Annotated in this window: 15 protein-coding genes; 4 read left to right on the top strand and 11 right to left on the bottom strand. The window is 56.1% G+C overall.

From position 1 onward, the window contains the following. The first annotated feature begins 151 nt into the window (after positions 1-151). Together PXG97_RS08485 and PXG97_RS08480 are read left to right on the top strand one after the other, a co-directional pair. Positions 152-682 (top strand): rhodanese-like domain-containing protein, encoded by a 531-nt coding sequence (locus PXG97_RS08485; protein WP_276497327.1) that lies wholly within the window; start codon positions 152-154, stop codon positions 680-682. Next, complete coding sequence (locus PXG97_RS08480; RefSeq protein WP_276497326.1) at positions 669-1277, top strand: TIGR04282 family arsenosugar biosynthesis glycosyltransferase; 609 nt, start codon at positions 669-671, stop codon at positions 1275-1277. Before PXG97_RS08485 ends, PXG97_RS08480 begins: the two co-directional genes overlap by 14 nt. A gap of 91 nt (positions 1278-1368) precedes the next feature. Here the strand turns inward: PXG97_RS08480 and PXG97_RS08475 are convergent, their stop codons facing one another. Continuing rightward, on the bottom strand, positions 1369-2583 hold the full coding sequence (locus PXG97_RS08475; RefSeq protein ID WP_276497325.1) for a L,D-transpeptidase family protein: 1215 nt from the start codon (positions 2581-2583) through the stop codon (positions 1369-1371). 71 nt (positions 2584-2654) lie between these two features. Here PXG97_RS08475 and PXG97_RS08470 point away from each other — a divergent pair, with 71 nt between their 5' ends. After that, a complete protein-coding gene (locus PXG97_RS08470; protein WP_276497324.1) occupies positions 2655-3338 on the top strand; it encodes a DUF2461 domain-containing protein in 684 nt (227 codons plus the stop codon). 209 nt (positions 3339-3547) lie between these two features. Here the strand turns inward: PXG97_RS08470 and PXG97_RS08465 are convergent, their stop codons facing one another. From PXG97_RS08465 to PXG97_RS08455, 3 genes are all read right to left on the bottom strand, one after another. After that, positions 3548-4048, bottom strand: a complete 501-nt coding sequence (locus PXG97_RS08465) for a VOC family protein (RefSeq protein WP_276497323.1) — start codon at positions 4046-4048, stop codon at positions 3548-3550. 157 nt (positions 4049-4205) lie between these two features. Then, positions 4206-5543, bottom strand: coding sequence for an MptA/MptB family glycosyltransferase (locus PXG97_RS08460; protein ID WP_276497322.1), 1338 nt, complete (start codon positions 5541-5543; stop codon positions 4206-4208). A 61-nt stretch (positions 5544-5604) separates the two neighbouring features. Continuing rightward, positions 5605-6306, bottom strand: a complete 702-nt coding sequence (locus PXG97_RS08455) for a glycosyltransferase family 2 protein (RefSeq protein WP_276497321.1) — start codon at positions 6304-6306, stop codon at positions 5605-5607. A 144-nt stretch (positions 6307-6450) separates the two neighbouring features. On the opposite strand from PXG97_RS08455, the gene PXG97_RS08450 reads away from it, so the two are divergent. Next, positions 6451-6942, top strand: coding sequence for a peroxiredoxin (locus tag PXG97_RS08450; RefSeq protein ID WP_276497320.1), 492 nt, complete (start codon positions 6451-6453; stop codon positions 6940-6942). Positions 6943-7030: 88 nt separating this feature from the next. Here PXG97_RS08450 and PXG97_RS08445 read toward each other — a convergent pair whose 3' ends face one another. The 7 genes from PXG97_RS08445 to PXG97_RS08415 form a co-directional block, all read right to left on the bottom strand. Then, a complete protein-coding gene (locus tag PXG97_RS08445; protein ID WP_276497319.1) occupies positions 7031-7618 on the bottom strand; it encodes a hypothetical protein in 588 nt (195 codons plus the stop codon). Positions 7619-7672: 54 nt separating this feature from the next. Beyond that, on the bottom strand, positions 7673-8617 hold the full coding sequence (locus PXG97_RS08440) for an alpha/beta fold hydrolase (protein WP_276497317.1): 945 nt from the start codon (positions 8615-8617) through the stop codon (positions 7673-7675). Next, entirely contained in the window at positions 8610-9668 is a 1059-nt protein-coding gene (locus tag PXG97_RS08435) for a patatin-like phospholipase family protein (RefSeq protein ID WP_276497316.1), read from the bottom strand. Before PXG97_RS08435 ends, PXG97_RS08440 begins: the two co-directional genes overlap by 8 nt. Before the next feature lie 184 nt (positions 9669-9852). Continuing rightward, positions 9853-10074 carry a hypothetical protein gene (locus tag PXG97_RS08430; protein WP_276497315.1) on the bottom strand — a complete coding sequence of 74 codons (222 nt, stop codon included), beginning with the start codon at positions 10072-10074 and terminating at the stop codon, positions 9853-9855. A 323-nt stretch (positions 10075-10397) separates the two neighbouring features. Beyond that, entirely contained in the window at positions 10398-14042 is a 3645-nt protein-coding gene (locus tag PXG97_RS08425) for a T9SS-dependent M36 family metallopeptidase (protein WP_276497314.1), read from the bottom strand. Between the two features lie 578 nt (positions 14043-14620). Next, the gene (locus PXG97_RS08420; RefSeq protein WP_276497313.1) at positions 14621-16009 is read right to left on the bottom strand and encodes a neutral/alkaline non-lysosomal ceramidase N-terminal domain-containing protein; all 1389 of its coding nucleotides are present in this window, start codon (positions 16007-16009) and stop codon (positions 14621-14623) included. Positions 16010-16048: 39 nt separating this feature from the next. Next, entirely contained in the window at positions 16049-17371 is a 1323-nt protein-coding gene (locus tag PXG97_RS08415; RefSeq protein ID WP_276497312.1) for a mechanosensitive ion channel family protein, read from the bottom strand. Positions 17372-17393 lie beyond the last annotated feature (22 nt).

Raw genomic sequence — 17393 nt, 5'->3', positions numbered from 1 at the left:
TACTTTAGTTACCGCCTTAGAAACAACACAACTTATACTTGGTTTTAAGAATGAGTTCATGGAATATTTCTAACTTTGGTTGATGGATTGAAACCTGTTGCCTCTCAGGCAGTAAGGGGAGTATCGCGACTTTGATTCCAACATACCTATATTGACGATCATTTTGAAAAAGCTACTGTTGTTTGGCACAATGTGCTGGCTTACGGTGCTGCAGGCCTGTGGGCAAACCACCGACAAGGCCTACGCGCTGATGCTGGACGGACTTTACAAAAAGACAGTGCCTACCGTTGAGCCCGCCCAGCTGAAGGCGATGCTGGCCTCCGGTACCGAAAGACCGCTGCTACTGGACACGCGCCAGCAAGAGGAGTATGAGGTAAGCCACCTGGCCGGGGCCTACTTCCTGGGCTATGAAAACTTTCAGGTGGAGGAGCTGCAGGAAGTGCCTAAAGATACGCTCATCATCCTTTATTGCTCGGTAGGCTACCGCAGTGAGCGGGTGGGGGAGCAGCTGAAGGCGGCGGGCTTTACCAATGTGCACCACCTGTACGGCGGCCTGTTTGAATGGGTGAACCAAGGCCTGCCGGTGTATGACAGCAAAGGAAGAACGAATAAAGTGCACGCCTACTCCAGAGCCTGGGGCGTTTGGCTGCAGAAAGGGGAGAAAGTATATGGAAAAGAGTAAACTGCTGCTACTGTTTGTGCGCAACCCCGAATTGGGTAAAGTAAAGACCCGCCTGGCGGCCTCCGTTGGACCTGAAACTGCTTTGCAGGTATACATCCATCTGTTGCAGCACACCCGGCAGGTAACACAGGATTTACCTGTGGATAAGCTGGTTTACTATGTTGGCGGGGTGAACCACGACGACATCTGGCCAAACGAGGTGTACCAGAAGCGCGAGCAGGTGGAGGGCGACCTGGGCCAGCGCATGCAGGCGGCCTTTGCCGAGGCGTTCCTGCAGGGTTACGCCTCTGTCGTGATCATCGGCAGCGATTGCCTGCAGTTGACACCAGAGGTCATTATGCGGGCTTACAAAGAGCTGGAGACGCACGATGTGGTGGTGGGGCCTGCTTTGGACGGCGGCTATTACCTGATCGGGATGAATTGCCTTTACCCGCAGCTTTTCCAGAACAAGCACTGGAGCACCGAGCAGGTTTTTCCCGAAACCATTCAGGACCTGCAGCACCTCAAGCTATCGTATGCGCTGTTGCCCCGCCTCTCTGACGTGGACCATGTTGAGGACCTGGACGAGGAGCTGCTGCAGGACTTTGGGCTCTAATGGATATGGAAGCCTGGGGAGGCAGGACGCAGCGGTATAAGAAGGCAGCGCCTTGTGCCGCTACAAGTATAGGCCTGTGCGTTCCGGTATGCTACAGTCCCAGCAGGGCATCGTAGTTGTATACATCCTCCCGGAAATGAACCGTCATCTGCTCATCCACCCATGAGGTAAAATAGACAATGTGCAGCGGCATTGGGTTTTTAAACCGTATGTGTTGGTTAGGCTTGCTTTGTGCCCACAGCTTTTCTACGCCTTCGGAACTGTAGCCGGAGCCGCGTTGCAGCAGATAGTAAGCCAGCTCTACCGGTTTCTCCAGCCGCACGCAGCCGTGGCTGAAGGCGCGGTAAGGGTGGTTGAACAATGCCTTGGCTTGGGTGTCGTGGAGGTATTGCGGCAGCCGGTTGGGGAAGGGAAACTTTACTCTTCCCAGCTCGTTGTCAGGGCCGTTTAACTGTGTGATGCGGTAATTGAAGTTGGCCCGGTTTATACTTTGCCAATCCACCTCCCATGGGTTTACCCGCACCCAACCACTTGCTGTAGGCTTCTCCAAAATCATCTTTTTCCCGGCCAGATAGCCCGGGTTGCGCCGCAGTATCGGCACAATCTCATTGACGGCAATGGAAACCGGCACCTGCCAGTAGGGGTTTAGCACGACCATATCCAGCCTGGAATGGATGGGGTAGGTCTTGAGCGGCGGCTTCCCGATCACGACGCGCATCTGCAGGAGCGTTCTGCTGCTGTCCACCACCTGCATCACGAACTCCGGGAGGTTGATCACCGCGTAAGGCTCCTGCTGGTACGTGAACACCGAGTCGAAGCGGCTGAGGTTGATGCGCAGTTGCTCCAATCGCTTGTCTGGCGTCACGTTAAGGGCTGCGACCGTGTTGGGGCCAACCACACCATCGGCAGAAAGCCCGTGGCGGCCCTGGAAGCGCTTCACGGCAGTGGCCAGACGTAAGGTATAGTCCGGAGACGCGGCAGTAGAGTCCAGGGACAGGTCGCCGGTGAGCAGGAGGTTGTCCTGTAGCTGTGGCACATACCTGCTGCTATCGCCGGGGCGCAGCAGGAGCGTGTCGGGGAAGGTGTGCCAGAGCTTTGTCTGGGCGATGGCCTCGTACCGCAGGATAACCTGCCTTAACCGCTCTTTGCTGTAAGGCTGGTACGGCTGCTGCTGTGCCTGTACTTCCGCCACCCCCAGGAGGACTAGCAGCAATATGTACAGGAAGCGGGGCATATAAAACGGAACAGCGTGTATGAAGGTATACGAAGCAACGCTGCTATCCGCCGTTGGTACTTTGTTTTCCATGTCGGGCTAAGGTAGTAGCTTTGTTCCCCGTAAAAAATGACATTTGTCTGAGCAGGTTTTAAAACGCAAGTATGGCACCCACTATTGATAAGAGTACCCTGAGCTTCCTGGCCGACCTGGCCCAAAACAACACCCGAGAGTGGTTTAACGAAAACAAACCACGCTACGAGAAGGCCCGCAAGAACTACATCGGTTTTCTGGACGAGCTGCTGCAGGAGATGCAGCACTTTGAACCCGCGGCGCGCGGCCAGCAAGGGAAGGACCTGGTTTTCCGGATTTACCGCGATGTGCGCTTCTCCAAAGACAAGCGGCCTTACAAAGACCATTTTGGCGCTTATGTGGCCGAGGGAGGCCGCAAATCAGTGCTCCCCGGCTACTACCTGCACCTGGCTGGTGCCAACAAATCTTTTCTGGCGGGAGGCCTCTGGTATCCGCCGGCCCCGGAGCTAAAGGCGGTACGGCAGGAGATAGACTACAGCCTGGATGTATTCAAGCGGCTGGTGGAGTCTGAGGAGTTTAAGCAGCGGTTCGGGGCCGTGGAGGGTGAGCAGCTGAAGACCACGCCCAAAGGCTACGAAAAAGAGAACCCGGCTATCCATTATCTGCGTTTCAAGAGCTGGAACGCCGTAATGCCGCTGCCGGACGAGGTTGTGCTGCGCCCGGACTTCCTGCAGGTGGTGCTGGATTCATTCAGGATGCTGAAGCCCTTCAACGACTTTTTCACGCACCCGCTGAGAGACATGGGAGAGGAGTAGTTCGGTGCTCCAGACTTCGTTACCCGCTGGTTGTAGATCATGTAAAGCGGAGGTGAAGCGCCCAGTAACTCCTGATGCGGCAGGCATCAATCTGGCGACAGTACGGATGCTGTACAACCAGGAGTGAAAACTTGCGGTAGTAAGTGCTTTTATACTTGTATACCTTCTGAGCAGGGCAGGCTAACCTCAACCTTAAGTATAGTCATAAGCTATTTCTCCAGCTCCCCCAGCAGGCTGGCCACGTCGAGCGGGTGGGTGTACATGTCCAGGGAGCCGTCCGGCTTCTGCGGCCACTGCTCCTTTGGCCTGTCCCAGTAGAGCTCCACGCCATTTTGGTCAGGGTCGTTGAGATAGATGGCCTCCGAGACGCCGTGGTCGGAGGCGCCCGTTAACGGATACCCCGCATCCACCAACCGCTTCAGAATGGCAGCCAGGTCTTTGCGGGTAGGGTAGAGGATGGCTGTGTGGAAAAGCCCCGCTGATTTCCGGGGAGCGGGAGGTCCGTTTTTGCTGTACCATACGTTCAGGCCCAGGTGGTGGTGATACCCTCCTGCCGATATAAAGGCGGCGTCCTCCCCGTACATGGTGGTTATTTCGAACCCGAGCAAGCCGCAGTAAAAGTCAAGGGAGCGCTGGAGGTCGGCCACCTTCAGGTGCACGTGCCCGATGCGGGTAGCGGCCGGAATTTTATACTTGTCGTTGTCTGCCATTGGTGTCCGGATTTAGTATCATGTATCTAGATGTACGGCTCGGGGTGCCAAAGGTAAGCTTGTTCCTATCATCCTGAGGGTCACGTGCGCAAACAAGCTCCCCTCAGTTAGTGAGTAAACGAGTGGGGCAGCCTGGACAGCGCGATCTTGGTGGAGGTTACCCATTCAGGTTCACATGCCGGCGGCGCTGGCGGTAGAGGTACAGTTCGGCAACGAGCCAGAGCAGCACCAGGCTATACTCCAGCGTAACGAGCAGCAGGTCTTCTTGGTAAGTGGGGGTGCGGTAGGCGGCGTAGGTAAGTATAGCCAGTCCCGTCCAGGTGATGGCGAAGCGGAAATGACTCATAACCGTAAGTGCCAGCAGGGTAGTGAGGTACCAGGGGTGCACGGTGGTGGAGAGCAGCAGGTATACTGTTAAGGCCGCCGCCATGTAGCCGGCCAGCCTTCTGATTGAGCCGAGCTTTTTAACCGAGGCCATGCTTAAAATGGTGACCAAGGTAACGAGCCAAAGCAGCGGTCCCAGCGTGGCTATGGCATTGTAGCCCACCGTCCGGAAGCCCACCCAGCGCAGCAGGTAATAGATGCTGGCATTAAACTCAAACTTCTGGAAGTATAAATCCAGGCTCAGGAAAATGTGCTGCAGCACCTGCAGGTTTACGAGCGGCGCAAACTGGGCCACCACCGTTAGCAGCACCACGGTGCCATACAGTAGAAACGGCTTAATACCGAGCTTTCGGAGCACGAAGGGCAGCAGCATGAGGGGCAGCAGTTTGGCGCCGACAGCCAGGCCAAAGGCAACACCCGACCACACCAGCCGATGGTAAAACAGTTGGTAGAGCGCCAGCAGCAGGAAAAAGATCATCAGCGCCTCAAAATGCAGGTTGCCCACTAACTCTAGGATCACGAGTGGGTTGAGGGCGTAGAGGAGCACGTGCTTTTCGGGGAGGGCCATCTTGCGGAGCAGGCGCCAGAGCAGCAGTATGCTCCCCATCTCAGCCAGCAGGAGGATACACCGCATCACCACCACGCTGCCAAGTATACTGTGCGGGGAGAGTTGCGCCGCCAGCCAAAACACCGCCTGCGACACCGGTGGGTAAACGCTGTAGTACTGCTGCGAGTTCAGCTGCGCGAACAGCTCCTGCGTTATGCCCGGCACCTGCGGGGCGTCCGGCTGCATCAGAAATTCCGGCAAGTATAAGTATGGGTTTACCCCTGCCGCCAACAGCCGCCCATCCCACACAAACCGGAAATAGTCATCTGACAGGGCAGGGGTAGCCAGGAGGAAAATGAGCCTGAAAAGTATGGCGGCCGCAATGCCGTGCCGAAGGCTAAAGCGCTGATGGGTAACGTACAGGTAAGCCAGAAACACCACCGCGTAGAGCAGCAGCAGCTGTGTGAACTGGGTGCGGGGCGTGGCGTAGGCAAGCGCTGCGTAAGCCGCAGCCGACACAGCCAGGGCGGCATAGCTGAATAGGTTGCTCTTTGCGGGGGCCATACTTCCGGTGGGACTTATGCTGCTTTTAAAGTCATGCTGTTACCCGATACGTAAACACGGTTTACAAGTATCTAAATATAGTCATGATGATTTTATAACCCGCCAAAACGCTGCCTTTTACCGTTCCCGACACTTTGGAGGTGCCGATGCGCCTGCGGTATGAAACGGGCAGCTCTACATACTTTATTTTCTGTTTGGCGGCCTTTGCCTGCATCTCCACCGTCCAGCCGTAGTTGCGGTCGCGCATGTCCAGGGCCAGCAGCGTGTCTAGCTTTATGGCCCGGAAGGGGCCAAGGTCGGTGAAGCGGGTGCCGTAAAGCAGGCGGATAAGCGTGGTGGCGAGCCAGTTGCCGAAAATCTGCTGCGGCATCATGGAGCCGCTCTCGCGCTGGCCCAGTGCCCTGGAGCCGATAACCATGTCTGCCTGCCCCTGTGCAATCGGCTGCACCAGCTGCACCATCTCCGCCGGGTAATCGGAATAGTCCCCGTCCAGGAAAACGATAATGCCAGGCCGGGCTCCCAAGGGTTTACTGACTGCGTGCGCAATGCCTTTGAGGCAGGCGTTGCCGTAGCCGGGGCGGGGCTCGTGCAGCACGGTGGCCCCGGCGGCGGCGGCCACCTGGGCGGTGCGGTCGGTGGAGTTGTTGTTCACCACGATCACCTCCTCTGCAAAGCCCTTCGGGATGTCCTGCACCACGCGGGCAATGGATTTCTCCTCGTTGTAGGCAGGTATGATGACGTTGATCCGGGCTTGTGGTGACATAAGTATGGCAAAGATGGCCAAAATCCGGCACACCTACTTAATAAAGCGACTTTTCTTTGAAAGTCTGGCATGAGCGGCACTACCTTTGCACTAAACTTTTTGCCTGTGAGCAGGTTAGATAATTTAAATACATTCACAACACGTATGAAAGAGGAAGCCATAAGGGTAGGAGACAAGGTGCCTGATTTTGAGCTGGAGCGTCAGGATGGGGGGCTTTTCCGCCTGTATGATCTGATTGGGAAGAAAAACGTCGTGCTTTACTTTTACCCGAAGGACAGCACACCCGGTTGCACCAAACAGGCCTGCGAGTTCCGCGACCAGTATGAGGTGTTCAGGGAGCATGGGGCCGAAGTAGTGGGCATCAGCTCGGATAGCGTGGAGTCGCACCAGAAGTTCGAGAAGGCATACAAGCTACCGTTTACGCTGCTCAGCGACAAGGGCGGGCAGATACGGAAGCTGTTCAGGGTGCCCCGCAAACTGGGGCTGCTACCAGGCCGTGTTACCTACATCATCGACCAGGACGGCGTGGTGCGCTACGTCTTCAACTCCATGACCAAGCCGCTTGAGCACGTAACCATGGCATTGGAGGTGCTGCGCGAAATCAACAGCGAAGAGAGACATTTCAAGAAAGCTTAGTTAGTTTAAAAGACACAAAAGGGGGCAGCCGAAATTCCGGCTGCCCCCTTTCTTTTTGCTGATGTGGTAGGTTTGCTATGAGGCAATGTTATTTTCCTTTCTTCAGCTCGATCAGTTCCAGAACCTTTTTGTTATACAGTTCCACCTTAATGAATCCCTGCTCCTTGCTGAAGTATACTTCCTTGGGGCTGTCAGCGGCTGTGCTGTCAGCTGTCAGCACATAAACATCGGTGTAGGTCTTCTTGGTCTCGCCCTCGCCCACTTCTACTGTCTGTGGCGTGTCAGTAGTAGGCTTGATCTCCCAGGCGTTCTTACTGCCCACCCCAACCTTCACAATCAGCGAATCGGGCTTTTTCAGGACATAGGTGCCCAGGTAGGGCATTTTTCTCTCCTTATCTTCAATGATGTTAGTTACCTGTGTGTTGAGCTTTTCAATGCAGTCATCCGTAACGGAGTAACCTTCTCCGGGAACGTTTTGGGCGTAGATGCCGGTGCGCTGGTAGGTAACCGTGTCACCGGCATTATTGAACAGTGCCACATCGCCGTTGCCGTACACCAGCCACTGGGTATCCTCAACGGTTGGCTCTAAAATGCTAGTGGTGCCGCAGTTGTCGCAGCCAGCCAGGGTGGCAGAGGCAAACATCAGCAGGAAAAAGGATTTAACAGTAGTCTTCATGGGGGGTGTCAGGAAAATAATTTTCTAAAATTACAAAATAAATGCTCACGTCTATCACACAGACCCCATCTGGGCGGGGGAGGGTTGCATGGCCGCTGCATTTTTAAACCAGGCCGCCACTTCCGGAAAATGGTCCTGCTCGGCATCGGGGTGCGTCAGAATGTTGATGTGGTTGTAGTTATGGCGGTAGCCGTTGGCGGTGCTCAATACCCTGAACTGGCTGCGGCCACAGCCCGTCTCCTGCATTAGCTTCTCCACATCCTCGGGGTGCCCCAGCACGTCGTCGTTGGCGCCGGTTAAATATAAAGTGGGTGGCAGCTGCCTTTGCTGCAGCGCCTTGGCATAGTCGTACTTGTCGTGCCAATCGAGCCAGCGCCGCTGCACCACCCACTGGTGCGTTTGCCGGTGCGTCTGCTTGGTTTCACTGTCTGAGCCCATTTTCAGCCTCTTCGCATACAGGGCGCCGGTTATGGCCACGGAGGCTTTGGCAAACCGGTTCCACATCACATCCACCATGAAGAATTTTTTAAGGCTACGAACGCTGATGCGGCGCTTGCTCGCAAAGAAGGCCATGGCCTGCACCTGCACCGGTTGCACGGGCCGCGCCAGGTAGGCCAGCATCAGCACGCCGCCCCAGGAGTGGGCGCCCCAGTACTGCGGCACGTCGCCCTTCAGTTCCTTTATCTTGCTGATGAACGACGGAAAGTCCTCCTGCAGCGTGTGGCTCAGCCCGAACCGGGAACTTGCAGATATGGCCGGTGTGCTTAAGCCACGCCCTCTCAGGTCAGCCACAAACACATCGTAGCCCTGCCTGGCCAGCCACGGCGCAAAGCCTTTCCCTGACTTGGAGTAGAAGATGCGGCCGTTCTCGATGGAGCCGTGCACCAGGAACACGGGCGGCCCCTGGTGGTTCTGGCTAAAGCGCCTGAGGTGGAGGGTGTCGGTGGCGGTGACAGGTATAAAAACAGACTCCTGCCGGATGTCCTGCTGCTTAGTCATGCTCTAGGGGTTGGGTTCTGCTCATAAACGCCTGCACGCCCTTACGGCCACTAGCCAACAAAGCGCTCTTTTCTGCTTCGCTGAGTTTGCGCACCCGCGGGCTGAAGCCGGCCGTGCTGATCGAGATAGTGCGGTTCCAGTCCTGTGGCTGCAGGGGCTGCCGGTTCAGGCTCTCCTTCACAATAGTATAGAAGGCGCCCATGTAATCGCTGAACCCGTTGATGTGGTAGGGGGCGAGCCCTGCCTGTTGCGCGTCATAGCTTATTTGCTCGTCGCGGTCCAGCCTGAGTCCGAGCGTCTGGGGGTTGTAAAGGAATGCGGCAGAATCCTGGTCCGGGGAGGCGGCATCCAGGTACTGAGGGGCATCGAACAGCGCAATGGGGAAGTTTGCCAGCACTCCGCCGTCAACCAGCACGTCTACCTGCTGGCCCTTGTGCGGGTTCGTCACCACATTTCCCTCCTGGTCTAGCAGCACAGCGCGGTAGTACAGTGGGATAGACATGGAGATGCGCACTGCATGCTTTACCTGCATGTTGGGGAAGGTCTCGTGGGAGAACACCATCACGCACTGGTCTGTCAGGTTAGTGCCGGTCACGTACAGGTCTCTGGCCTTGTGCTGCAGGGCAAGCTCGTGCAGCTCACCAAAGGTAAGGTCGGCATTGCCTGTTTTGGCTTTTATCCGCTGGCCAAGCCATTCCGTGAACTTGTCTCCCCGGTACCAGCCATACTGCTTGAAGAGCCGGCTGGTGCCGCCAAAAAATAGGAAGCGCCCGTCGTTAAATTTCTGTACCGGGGTGGTAAAGGTGATGTCCGTAATCTCCTGGGGTGTGTAGCCCACTGCCAGGAATGCTGCCTGTATGGCCCCTGCAGAAGTACCCGCCACCCGCTCGATCTGGGGCAGGATGCCAAGGGAATCGAGCTCGTTCAGAGCGCCTCCGTAGGCAATGCCTCTGATTCCGCCACCCTCTAGCACAAGGTTGCGGTATGCGTGCTGCTGGGCCACAGCGGGCATGCCTAGTAGCAGCAAGATACCCAAAATCACTGGTTTCATACTTGGGAGAGATAATACATCCTAACTATCAAGCGTGCGGCCTTTGGCAAAGGCCACTCAACGGCAACCGGGTTCACATAGGTTCGGTAGGAACAGACATAAAAAAACCGGCAGCCGGAAAATAAGTCCTAATATACTTATTTTCCGGCTGCCGGCTCGTTCTACGGTCTAATTTCCGGTACGCTTAACTTCGGACGGGTATGGGCTGGGGCTTCAGTTTTGGTCTGAAGATCAACCAAGCCAGTGCTCCGGCAATGGTGCCTGTAAAGAAGGTCATGCCGGCGATCAGCCAGCCGTTTAGCCCGCGCTGCTCCGCGTCGAAGTAAACGTAGGCCAGTATCATTCCCAGCAGCACCAGGTACATCCCGATCAGCGCCAGAAAGAGTATGTTAGTAATATCTATCATCGGTTCCATAACTCGTTGTCTAAATTGCACAAACACCGAGGTGTATCTGCCTCAGTTATACTTTATTAAACCGATTTCATGGATTTATGTTTATCATTTTAATAAGAATACCATAGGATTGTGAGGTAAATCAGAGAATGTTGATTGGATTGTGTGGCCCAGAGGCAGGAGCATTGCCCTGTCTTTGTTTTCACTGAAAATGAAAAGAGCAATCAGAAACGTTGTCCGTCGCGAGTGCCGTAGGCTTGCAAAGCCTGTACAGGGCAGAGAAAGAAAGGGCCACCCTATAGAGGTGGCCCTTTCTTTTATTGTTGCCGTAGCTGTTACTTCTTAATAACCAGCTTGTGTGTTTCGGTTTTGCCGCCGGCAGTTACCGAGAGGTAGTACACGCCGTTCGGGAGCTTGTCGACTGGGATGGTTAGCCCAGCCTGGCGCTCGCTTGCCTGGAACTGCTGGCTCAGCACCTGCTGCCCCAGCATGTTAACGGCTTTTACCGCTACAGGCCCGGTGGTTTTGTGGGCCAGGCGCAGGTTTACGGTGTGCTGTGCCGGGTTCGGATAAAGAATAGCCTGGCTGGCCGGAGCCACAAGGTTAGAAACAGAGCTGGCTGTCAGTGCCTCGGCCTTCAGCACCAGCGTCTCGTTAGAGGCTGTTTTATCGCCGCCCCACTTGGAGGTAACGGTTGCGGTATTCGTAACGGTGGTAGGGTTGGAGACGATGTCCACGTTGTCCACGTACCATCCAGTGGCCCCCGTCAGCACATCCGAGCCCATGCGGAAACGGATGAGCACGTTTTTGCCTTTGTAGCTGCTTAGGTCTACCAGGGTTTGTATGTAGCCGTTGCTGTTGCCGGTAAAGGCGGGGCTGTTGATGGTAGAAGCATTGGCCAGCGGAATGGTGCTGTTGTAGCCGTTCTGGATCATCTTATCCCCAAGGTTAACCCAGGTAAGGCCGCTGTTGGTGCTAATCTCCACGACACCACCATCGAAGCCGGCTTCGGTAGCGTAGCTGTGCCAGAAGCGGAGCAGGGCGCTGTCCCCAACGGCAACCGGAGCGGCTGTCATCAGGTACTGGTCGCTGAAGGCATCCGGATCTACGGCAAACCAGGAGGTAGCGCCGCTGTAAGGGTTCTTGTTGCTAAGCACCCAATCGCTGAGGCCCAGCCCATGCGAGGCTTTCCACTTGCCGCCGCCGTTCTCCATATCATCCTGGAAATAGACGGTGGTGCCGTGGCCTTTCTGCACCTTCACCTTAAACGAGCGGCTTATGCTTTCGCCTTGCGCCATTCTTACCGGTTTGAACGAAACCGCTCCTCCCGACACCTTCGGTGCCTCTTTGCTGCCATCGGCTACAAGCACTGTGCTCTCCGGAATCTGGCTGGTAATGGTCACGCCGTTCATGCTGCTGGCGGTATTGTTCGTCACGGTGATGTTGTAGGTCAACTCGCCTCCGTCTACCACAGGAGATGGGTTGGCATCCAGCGTGATGGCAAACTGCGGAGTGCAGGAAGGAGGCATGTCGAAGGCTTCCACGCCGTCTGTCAGGTCGTTGTTGCTGCCCTGCTGTGCGCTGTAGCCCAGGCCGCGCTTGGCAAAGGCCCGCCAGATGTAGCACTGGTTGGCGCCCCCGTTGTTGATCATGTCGGCGGCCAGTATCGCGTCGCGTGCATCGATAAAGCCGGGGCTGCAAGGCTGCAGCTTCAGGCCATCGATTACCAGTTGCAGGGCAATGTTGTTGCCGCCCTTCCCGTTGTAGATGTCTGGGTCGTAGCCATACTCGTCTATCAGGTTCCAGGTCATCTCCCAAAGCATGGTAGCCCAAATGAAGCCGACACCGTGCGGCACCGATATTTCAGGGTTAGACACCATGCCATAGGTATAAGGGTTAATGCCCATGTCGGTGCTGTAGGGTGCCGGGCGGATACCACCGCCGTCTGTTCCTTCAGAAAGCACATAGGTGCCGATGCCGCGGCGCTGTGGGCCCGCGTCGCCCGGGCGCATGGTCATGAACAGGGCAAAGAAATCGCTCCAGCCCTCGCCCCCTTGCTCGGCACCGGATAAACACTGCGTGCTAGGGCCGCCTGTCAGGCGGGTAGAGATGCCATGGCCGTACTCGTGCGCAACAATGCCGTTGTCCAGATCGCCGTCGCGCAGGGGAGGTACTCCCCCTTCTCTGCGTACGCTACCAGCCAGTCCCTGAGCAAGTGCCGTTTTTAGCTTGTCGCCATCGGCCTTGCTGATCATGATGGCCGGAATGAGTACGGCGGTTCCTGTCTCGTCGCCGCCCATAGACATGGCCGGGCCATCCACGTTGTTTACCACAATTACGGCGGTAGCCCCGGAAGCCTGTGCGTTCAGGGCCTTTTCGATGAAGCTGCAGTCGCCCCGGTCCACCAGGGCAATGTTACCGGCAATCTCTGACTGGTTGGTGAAAGGAACCGGAACAGAGCCCGCAGGCAGGGCAGGGGTGCCGCTGCAGCCGTTTGCCGGGGCTGCCAGCACGATGCTGCCAGCTACGCCTGTTTCATTTACATCGGGGCCAAAAGCGGCCTGTATGCCAACATAAGCGCCGGCAACGGAAGCGGGGGCGGTGATGTGGAGTAGCTCGGCAGGAACAGAGGACGTCCAGAGGTACATTTGCATGCGGCCTGGCACGCCATCCTGCAGTGTCAGGAAGTTGGCGTTGTTCGTGCCGCCGCCGTCCTGTGCTTCTGCCATCACGCCGTCCAGTCCTGCGCCTTCGCCCGAAAAGTTCGTTTGCTGAAAGTTGCCACTCACCTCATCGAAGCCATACTTGTAAAAGACATCGTGCATGAGGTTGTTCCAGTAGAAGAGGTTGGTGGTGGCTGCCTGCACATAGGTGGTTGGCTCCTTTGTCAGGTCCAGCGGGAAATCGAAATTCAGGCCCAGGCCTCCGTCGGGACTGATACCGGCGTTGGCACCGAGGCGGTCTTCGTAGGCATGCACGTTGTTGCCTTTGGTGATGGTGTAGGTGGCCAGGCCATCGTTGTGCCAGCCCATGGGAGAGGCCGTAGGGTCCTCCTTGCCGGTTACAATGGTCCTGTCGCCGTGGCTCGGGGTCTCGAATGGCACATCGTACACATGGTAGGTGCCGCTGGCGGCAATGCTGGTGGCTGCGGCGGCTGACAGGCTGCCTGGCGCTATGGCTTTGGCCAGTTGCTCCTCCTGCAGGCGCCTGGCCTCTGCCAGGATGGCTGCATCAACCGCAGGGGCAGCGGTTGCTTTCCTCGTGAAGCGCATTGTCTCGCCCGGGGCATCGGTTACAGTGGGCAAACCCCAGTTGTCGTGTATCACCAGGTCCTCCTTCTTCAGCACCTGACCGTCAGCCGCATCCACATACACGTTCCAATAGCTTTGGGCATCCGTCTGGTAAATAGATACTTCCCAGGCCAGGCGCACGCTGCCATCGGGCATAGGCTGGTACACCAGTTTGGCGGGGATAGGGGATAAGGAGACGCCGCCATCGCTCAGCACCACAGCCTTAGCGGCGGCAGGCAGTTTGTCGGTTGGCTTTTTGCGCTCCTTCACCTCAAAGGGCTTGTTAGCTTTCAGCTTCAGGTGGCTTGCTGCCGCAGCTGCCGCCTGCTCCGCCGAGACGCCCGCCCCGTTGCCTTTTATGGCCGCACGCAGGTTCGGTATAAACCGGTTGCCCATGTTAATCACGTTGCCATCTTTACCAATATTGATGTTGATGTTGGCATCCACCACCTCAATGCCGTTGTGGCGCTGGCGCAGGTAGATGTGGGTGATGCCGTTGTTCTTGCTGGTATACTTGTCGGTAACAACGTAATCGGAGAGGTCGGCGGGGGTAAGCTTATAAGCTGCTTTAGTCTGGTCTATGTGCCTGAGCGCTATATCCAGGGCCGATTGGGCCGAGGTGATTCCCGGCAACAGGAAGAGCACGAAGCTCAGAAGGAAAAGCAACTGGGAAGGTGAGAAGTGTTTCATACACGGTGTTGTTTAAAAGTGTTACATATAAGGATTCTGTTTTAGTGTGTAAATGTGCTGGTCTGAGGTTTAATTGTAGTTTGGCGTCATCTAGTCAAAAGACTTGGCTTAGCAGCAGATAGGGGCGCTACGCTTTAGTGCAATTCAAGGCTCCCAGTTCTGCTTCTAAACACCATGAATACGGTGCTGTTTTTAAATTGGATTTATGCCAGCAAAACCGGTGTGGAAACAAGTAGTACTTTTTAGAGAGGCTTTGCAGCCCCGGTAGAAGGCTTTAGGGGGTGGTTTGGGCAATAGAGGTGCAGCGGAAATTGTTGTTTCAACGCAGATTCAGTTTCTTGTATAGTTGATTTATTCGCCAAGTTATACTTTCGCGACACAAGTATATTGCCGAATTTTTTGAATAATAAATTACATTTAATGGGGTGAGTTAAATGTAATTATTCCTGTTTTTTAGAGGCCAGATCAGGATATTGTTGTGCCTCTGAGTAGTAATATGGATTGGATAAAATAAATGCGAAAAAGTTTGCCTGCTGTTATGGATGCGCCTAGAAACAGGCTTTGGATAATCAAAAGGTCTACTTTGGCCGGTACTGCTGCAACTGGCGCAGCATGATCTCGGTGAGGTAGCTGCCGCTGTAGGGGCCGAAGAAGTTCATGCTGCGGGTTTCGTACTCCTGCAGGTTGTAATACTTATCCGGAGTGACGTAGCCGATGTAGCCGCCGTTAAAGCTGGTAACGATTGCCTGCTGCCCCTGTGTCTGGGCCTGCTCTGAGAGCTGCGCCACGAACTCGCCGGAGTAATCGGCTGGGGCGCCCAAAAACACCACCTCGCCCAGCTGCAGGCTGGTAAGGTATGCCGGGTGCTCCCCAAAGATGCTGTTGAACAGGAACGGCGCCAGCCGCAGGCCCTTGCTGATGCGCCAGCTCGGCTCCGGCAGCTCCAACGGAACCCGGTCGTAGCCCAACGTATAGATGTAGTCTGTTTTTACATGCCGCAACTCCTCGCGCAGCAACTTGGCCAGTCGGTTACCCACAGCCTCGGTGCTTTCGTGGGTGTCCCCGTGAAAGTACACGGTGCTCTGGCTGCCCACGGCGCCTGCCGAGAAGGAGGCAAAGCTGACGCGCTCCTCCAGCTCGTCCACCAGCACGCCCGGGTAGTCGCGGGAAAGGGTAGGGTCGTCGGATGGAAGTATGGTGGGGTGCGCCGAGAAAACAGAGAGTACGGCCGTGGTGCCATCCTCCCGCTCAAACTTCAGGAAGCGCAGCGCTGTGTCCCTTTTCTCCTGGCGGTCTTCGTAATAAGGGTTGTCCTCATCGTCGAGCAGGCGGTTCTTCACCAGGCTGGCGGCGCTGGTGCTGCCAAAGCCCACTTTGGTTGGCTGCAGGTTCTGCCGGGCCAGGGTTATACTTTGCGCGATCTGCCGAGCCAGTTGCGTCACCAGTTCCGCATCATACTTGCCCGACATAAACTTGATGCCCAGCTTTTTGCCCCAGCCCCCAAAGCTGGTATGGCTGTGGGTGGCGGTGAGGTATACCTGCTCCGGTTTTAAACCCAGCTCCGGGTATACTTTCTCCAGTTCCTGCAGCACCTGCATCGGCACGATCAGCAAATCCAGCGCCACGTAGTAGGCCTCCGTATTACCGTTGCTGAAGGCAATTGTGCGGACCCAGGCCGAGTCGTGCACCTGCTCGTAGGCCATACCCAGGCGCTTGCCGTAGCCGGCCAGCGGGGTGCCTACCGGCGGCGTAATGTTTACCTTGGCCCAACCCACCTGCACCGTGTCGCCGTGGCTGATGGTGGCCGGCTCCTCCCTCAGGTCGCTGATCGTTTCCTGGTAGTAGTCCGTTTGCTGGTACGGGGTGCGGTCCAGCGGGCGCACCACGCAGGCAGTGAGGAGCAACAGGAACAGCAGCACATACAAATACGTGTAGCGGCGGGAGCGTTTCGGGCTTTTAATGTTCATTGGGTTCGTAGCTGCGGCTGCATGAGCAATTATCCTGCCTTAATTTTGCATGGCTTCCGCACTATAAAACGGCAGCTTGGCGCCCGACACAGCATGGTGCAGGCTGCGCACATCGTCTGCGGCCGGGTGTTCAAACACCTCCAGGTCAAAGTACTTCACTGCAGCCAACAGGTGGTCGAAGATATCGGCCATAATCTGCTCGTATTGCGCCCAGCGCACATCATTGGCAAACACGTACAGCTCGATGGGCATGCCGGTGGTGGTGGGCTCCAGCTGGCGCACCATCATGGTCAGGTCCTTGTGTATAAACTCGTTCTGCTCGATATAAGCGCTGGCATACGCCCTAAAAACCCCTGCGTTGGTCAGGTTGCGCCCGTTAATGAGCAGGCTTTTGTCTATTCCTTTTTCGCTGTTGTGCTTGTCTATCTGCTGTTGGCGGCTCTCCAGATAATCCTTGATCAGGTGTATTTGGCTCATGCGCTTGACATCCTCCGGAGACAGGTACCTGATGCTGGAGATTTTGATGTGAATGGAGCGCTTGATGCGGCGCCCGCCCGTACGCTGCATGCCCCGCCAGTTCTTAAAAGAGTCGGAGATGAGGTAATAGGTGGGGATGGTGGTAATGGTTTTGTCCCAGTTCTGCACCTTCACCGTCGTCAGGTTTATCTCGATCACATCGCCATCGGCCCCATACTTCTCCATGGTGATCCAGTCGCCGATGCGCACCATGTCGTTGGTGGATACCTGAATGCTGGCCACAAAGCCCAGGATGGTGTCCTTGAACACGAGCAGAAGGATGGCCGAGGCCGCACCCATGGCAGTGATGAAGGCCCAAACTTCCTTGCCTGTCAGCAGTGAGAAGATGAGCAGGCCCCCCACAAAGTATAAAAAGATGGAGACCACCTGCATGAAGCTGTCTACCGGCTTGTCGCGGAAGAGGGCGGTGGTTTTGGCAAAGTCCTTTATCGTACGCAGAAAGGCCCTGATCACCCAAATGGAGAGCAGCACGGTGTACACGTCGGTCAGGGTTTTCAGCGGCTTTATCCAGCCCGGGAAGTCAGCGAAGACAATGGGCAGCGCCTGCACCACAATGACAAGCGGCACTATCTTGGCCAGGTGGTTAAACACCTTGTTCTTGATGAGGAGGTCATCAAACTGCGTACTGGTTTTGGCCGAGAACCGCTGCGCCGCTCCCACCATCAGCCGCTTGGCAATTGCGCCGGTGGCATATACCAGCACCAGCACTGCGGTGAGCAACAGCAGCATGTTCAGGTATACAGCAGAGCTCTCGGGCATGCCTATCTTCACCAGGTGGTGGTAGGTCCAGTGGCTGATTGCGGAAAAATGGGTTGCAGTTTCCATGGGTACTAGCTAATTGGTTGGA

The organism is Pontibacter litorisediminis (assembly GCF_029360645.1).
Taxonomy (GTDB): domain Bacteria; phylum Bacteroidota; class Bacteroidia; order Cytophagales; family Hymenobacteraceae; genus Pontibacter; species Pontibacter litorisediminis.
Note: the sequence above shows the minus strand (reverse complement) of the source record. Positions and strands in the feature narration are given on the sequence as shown.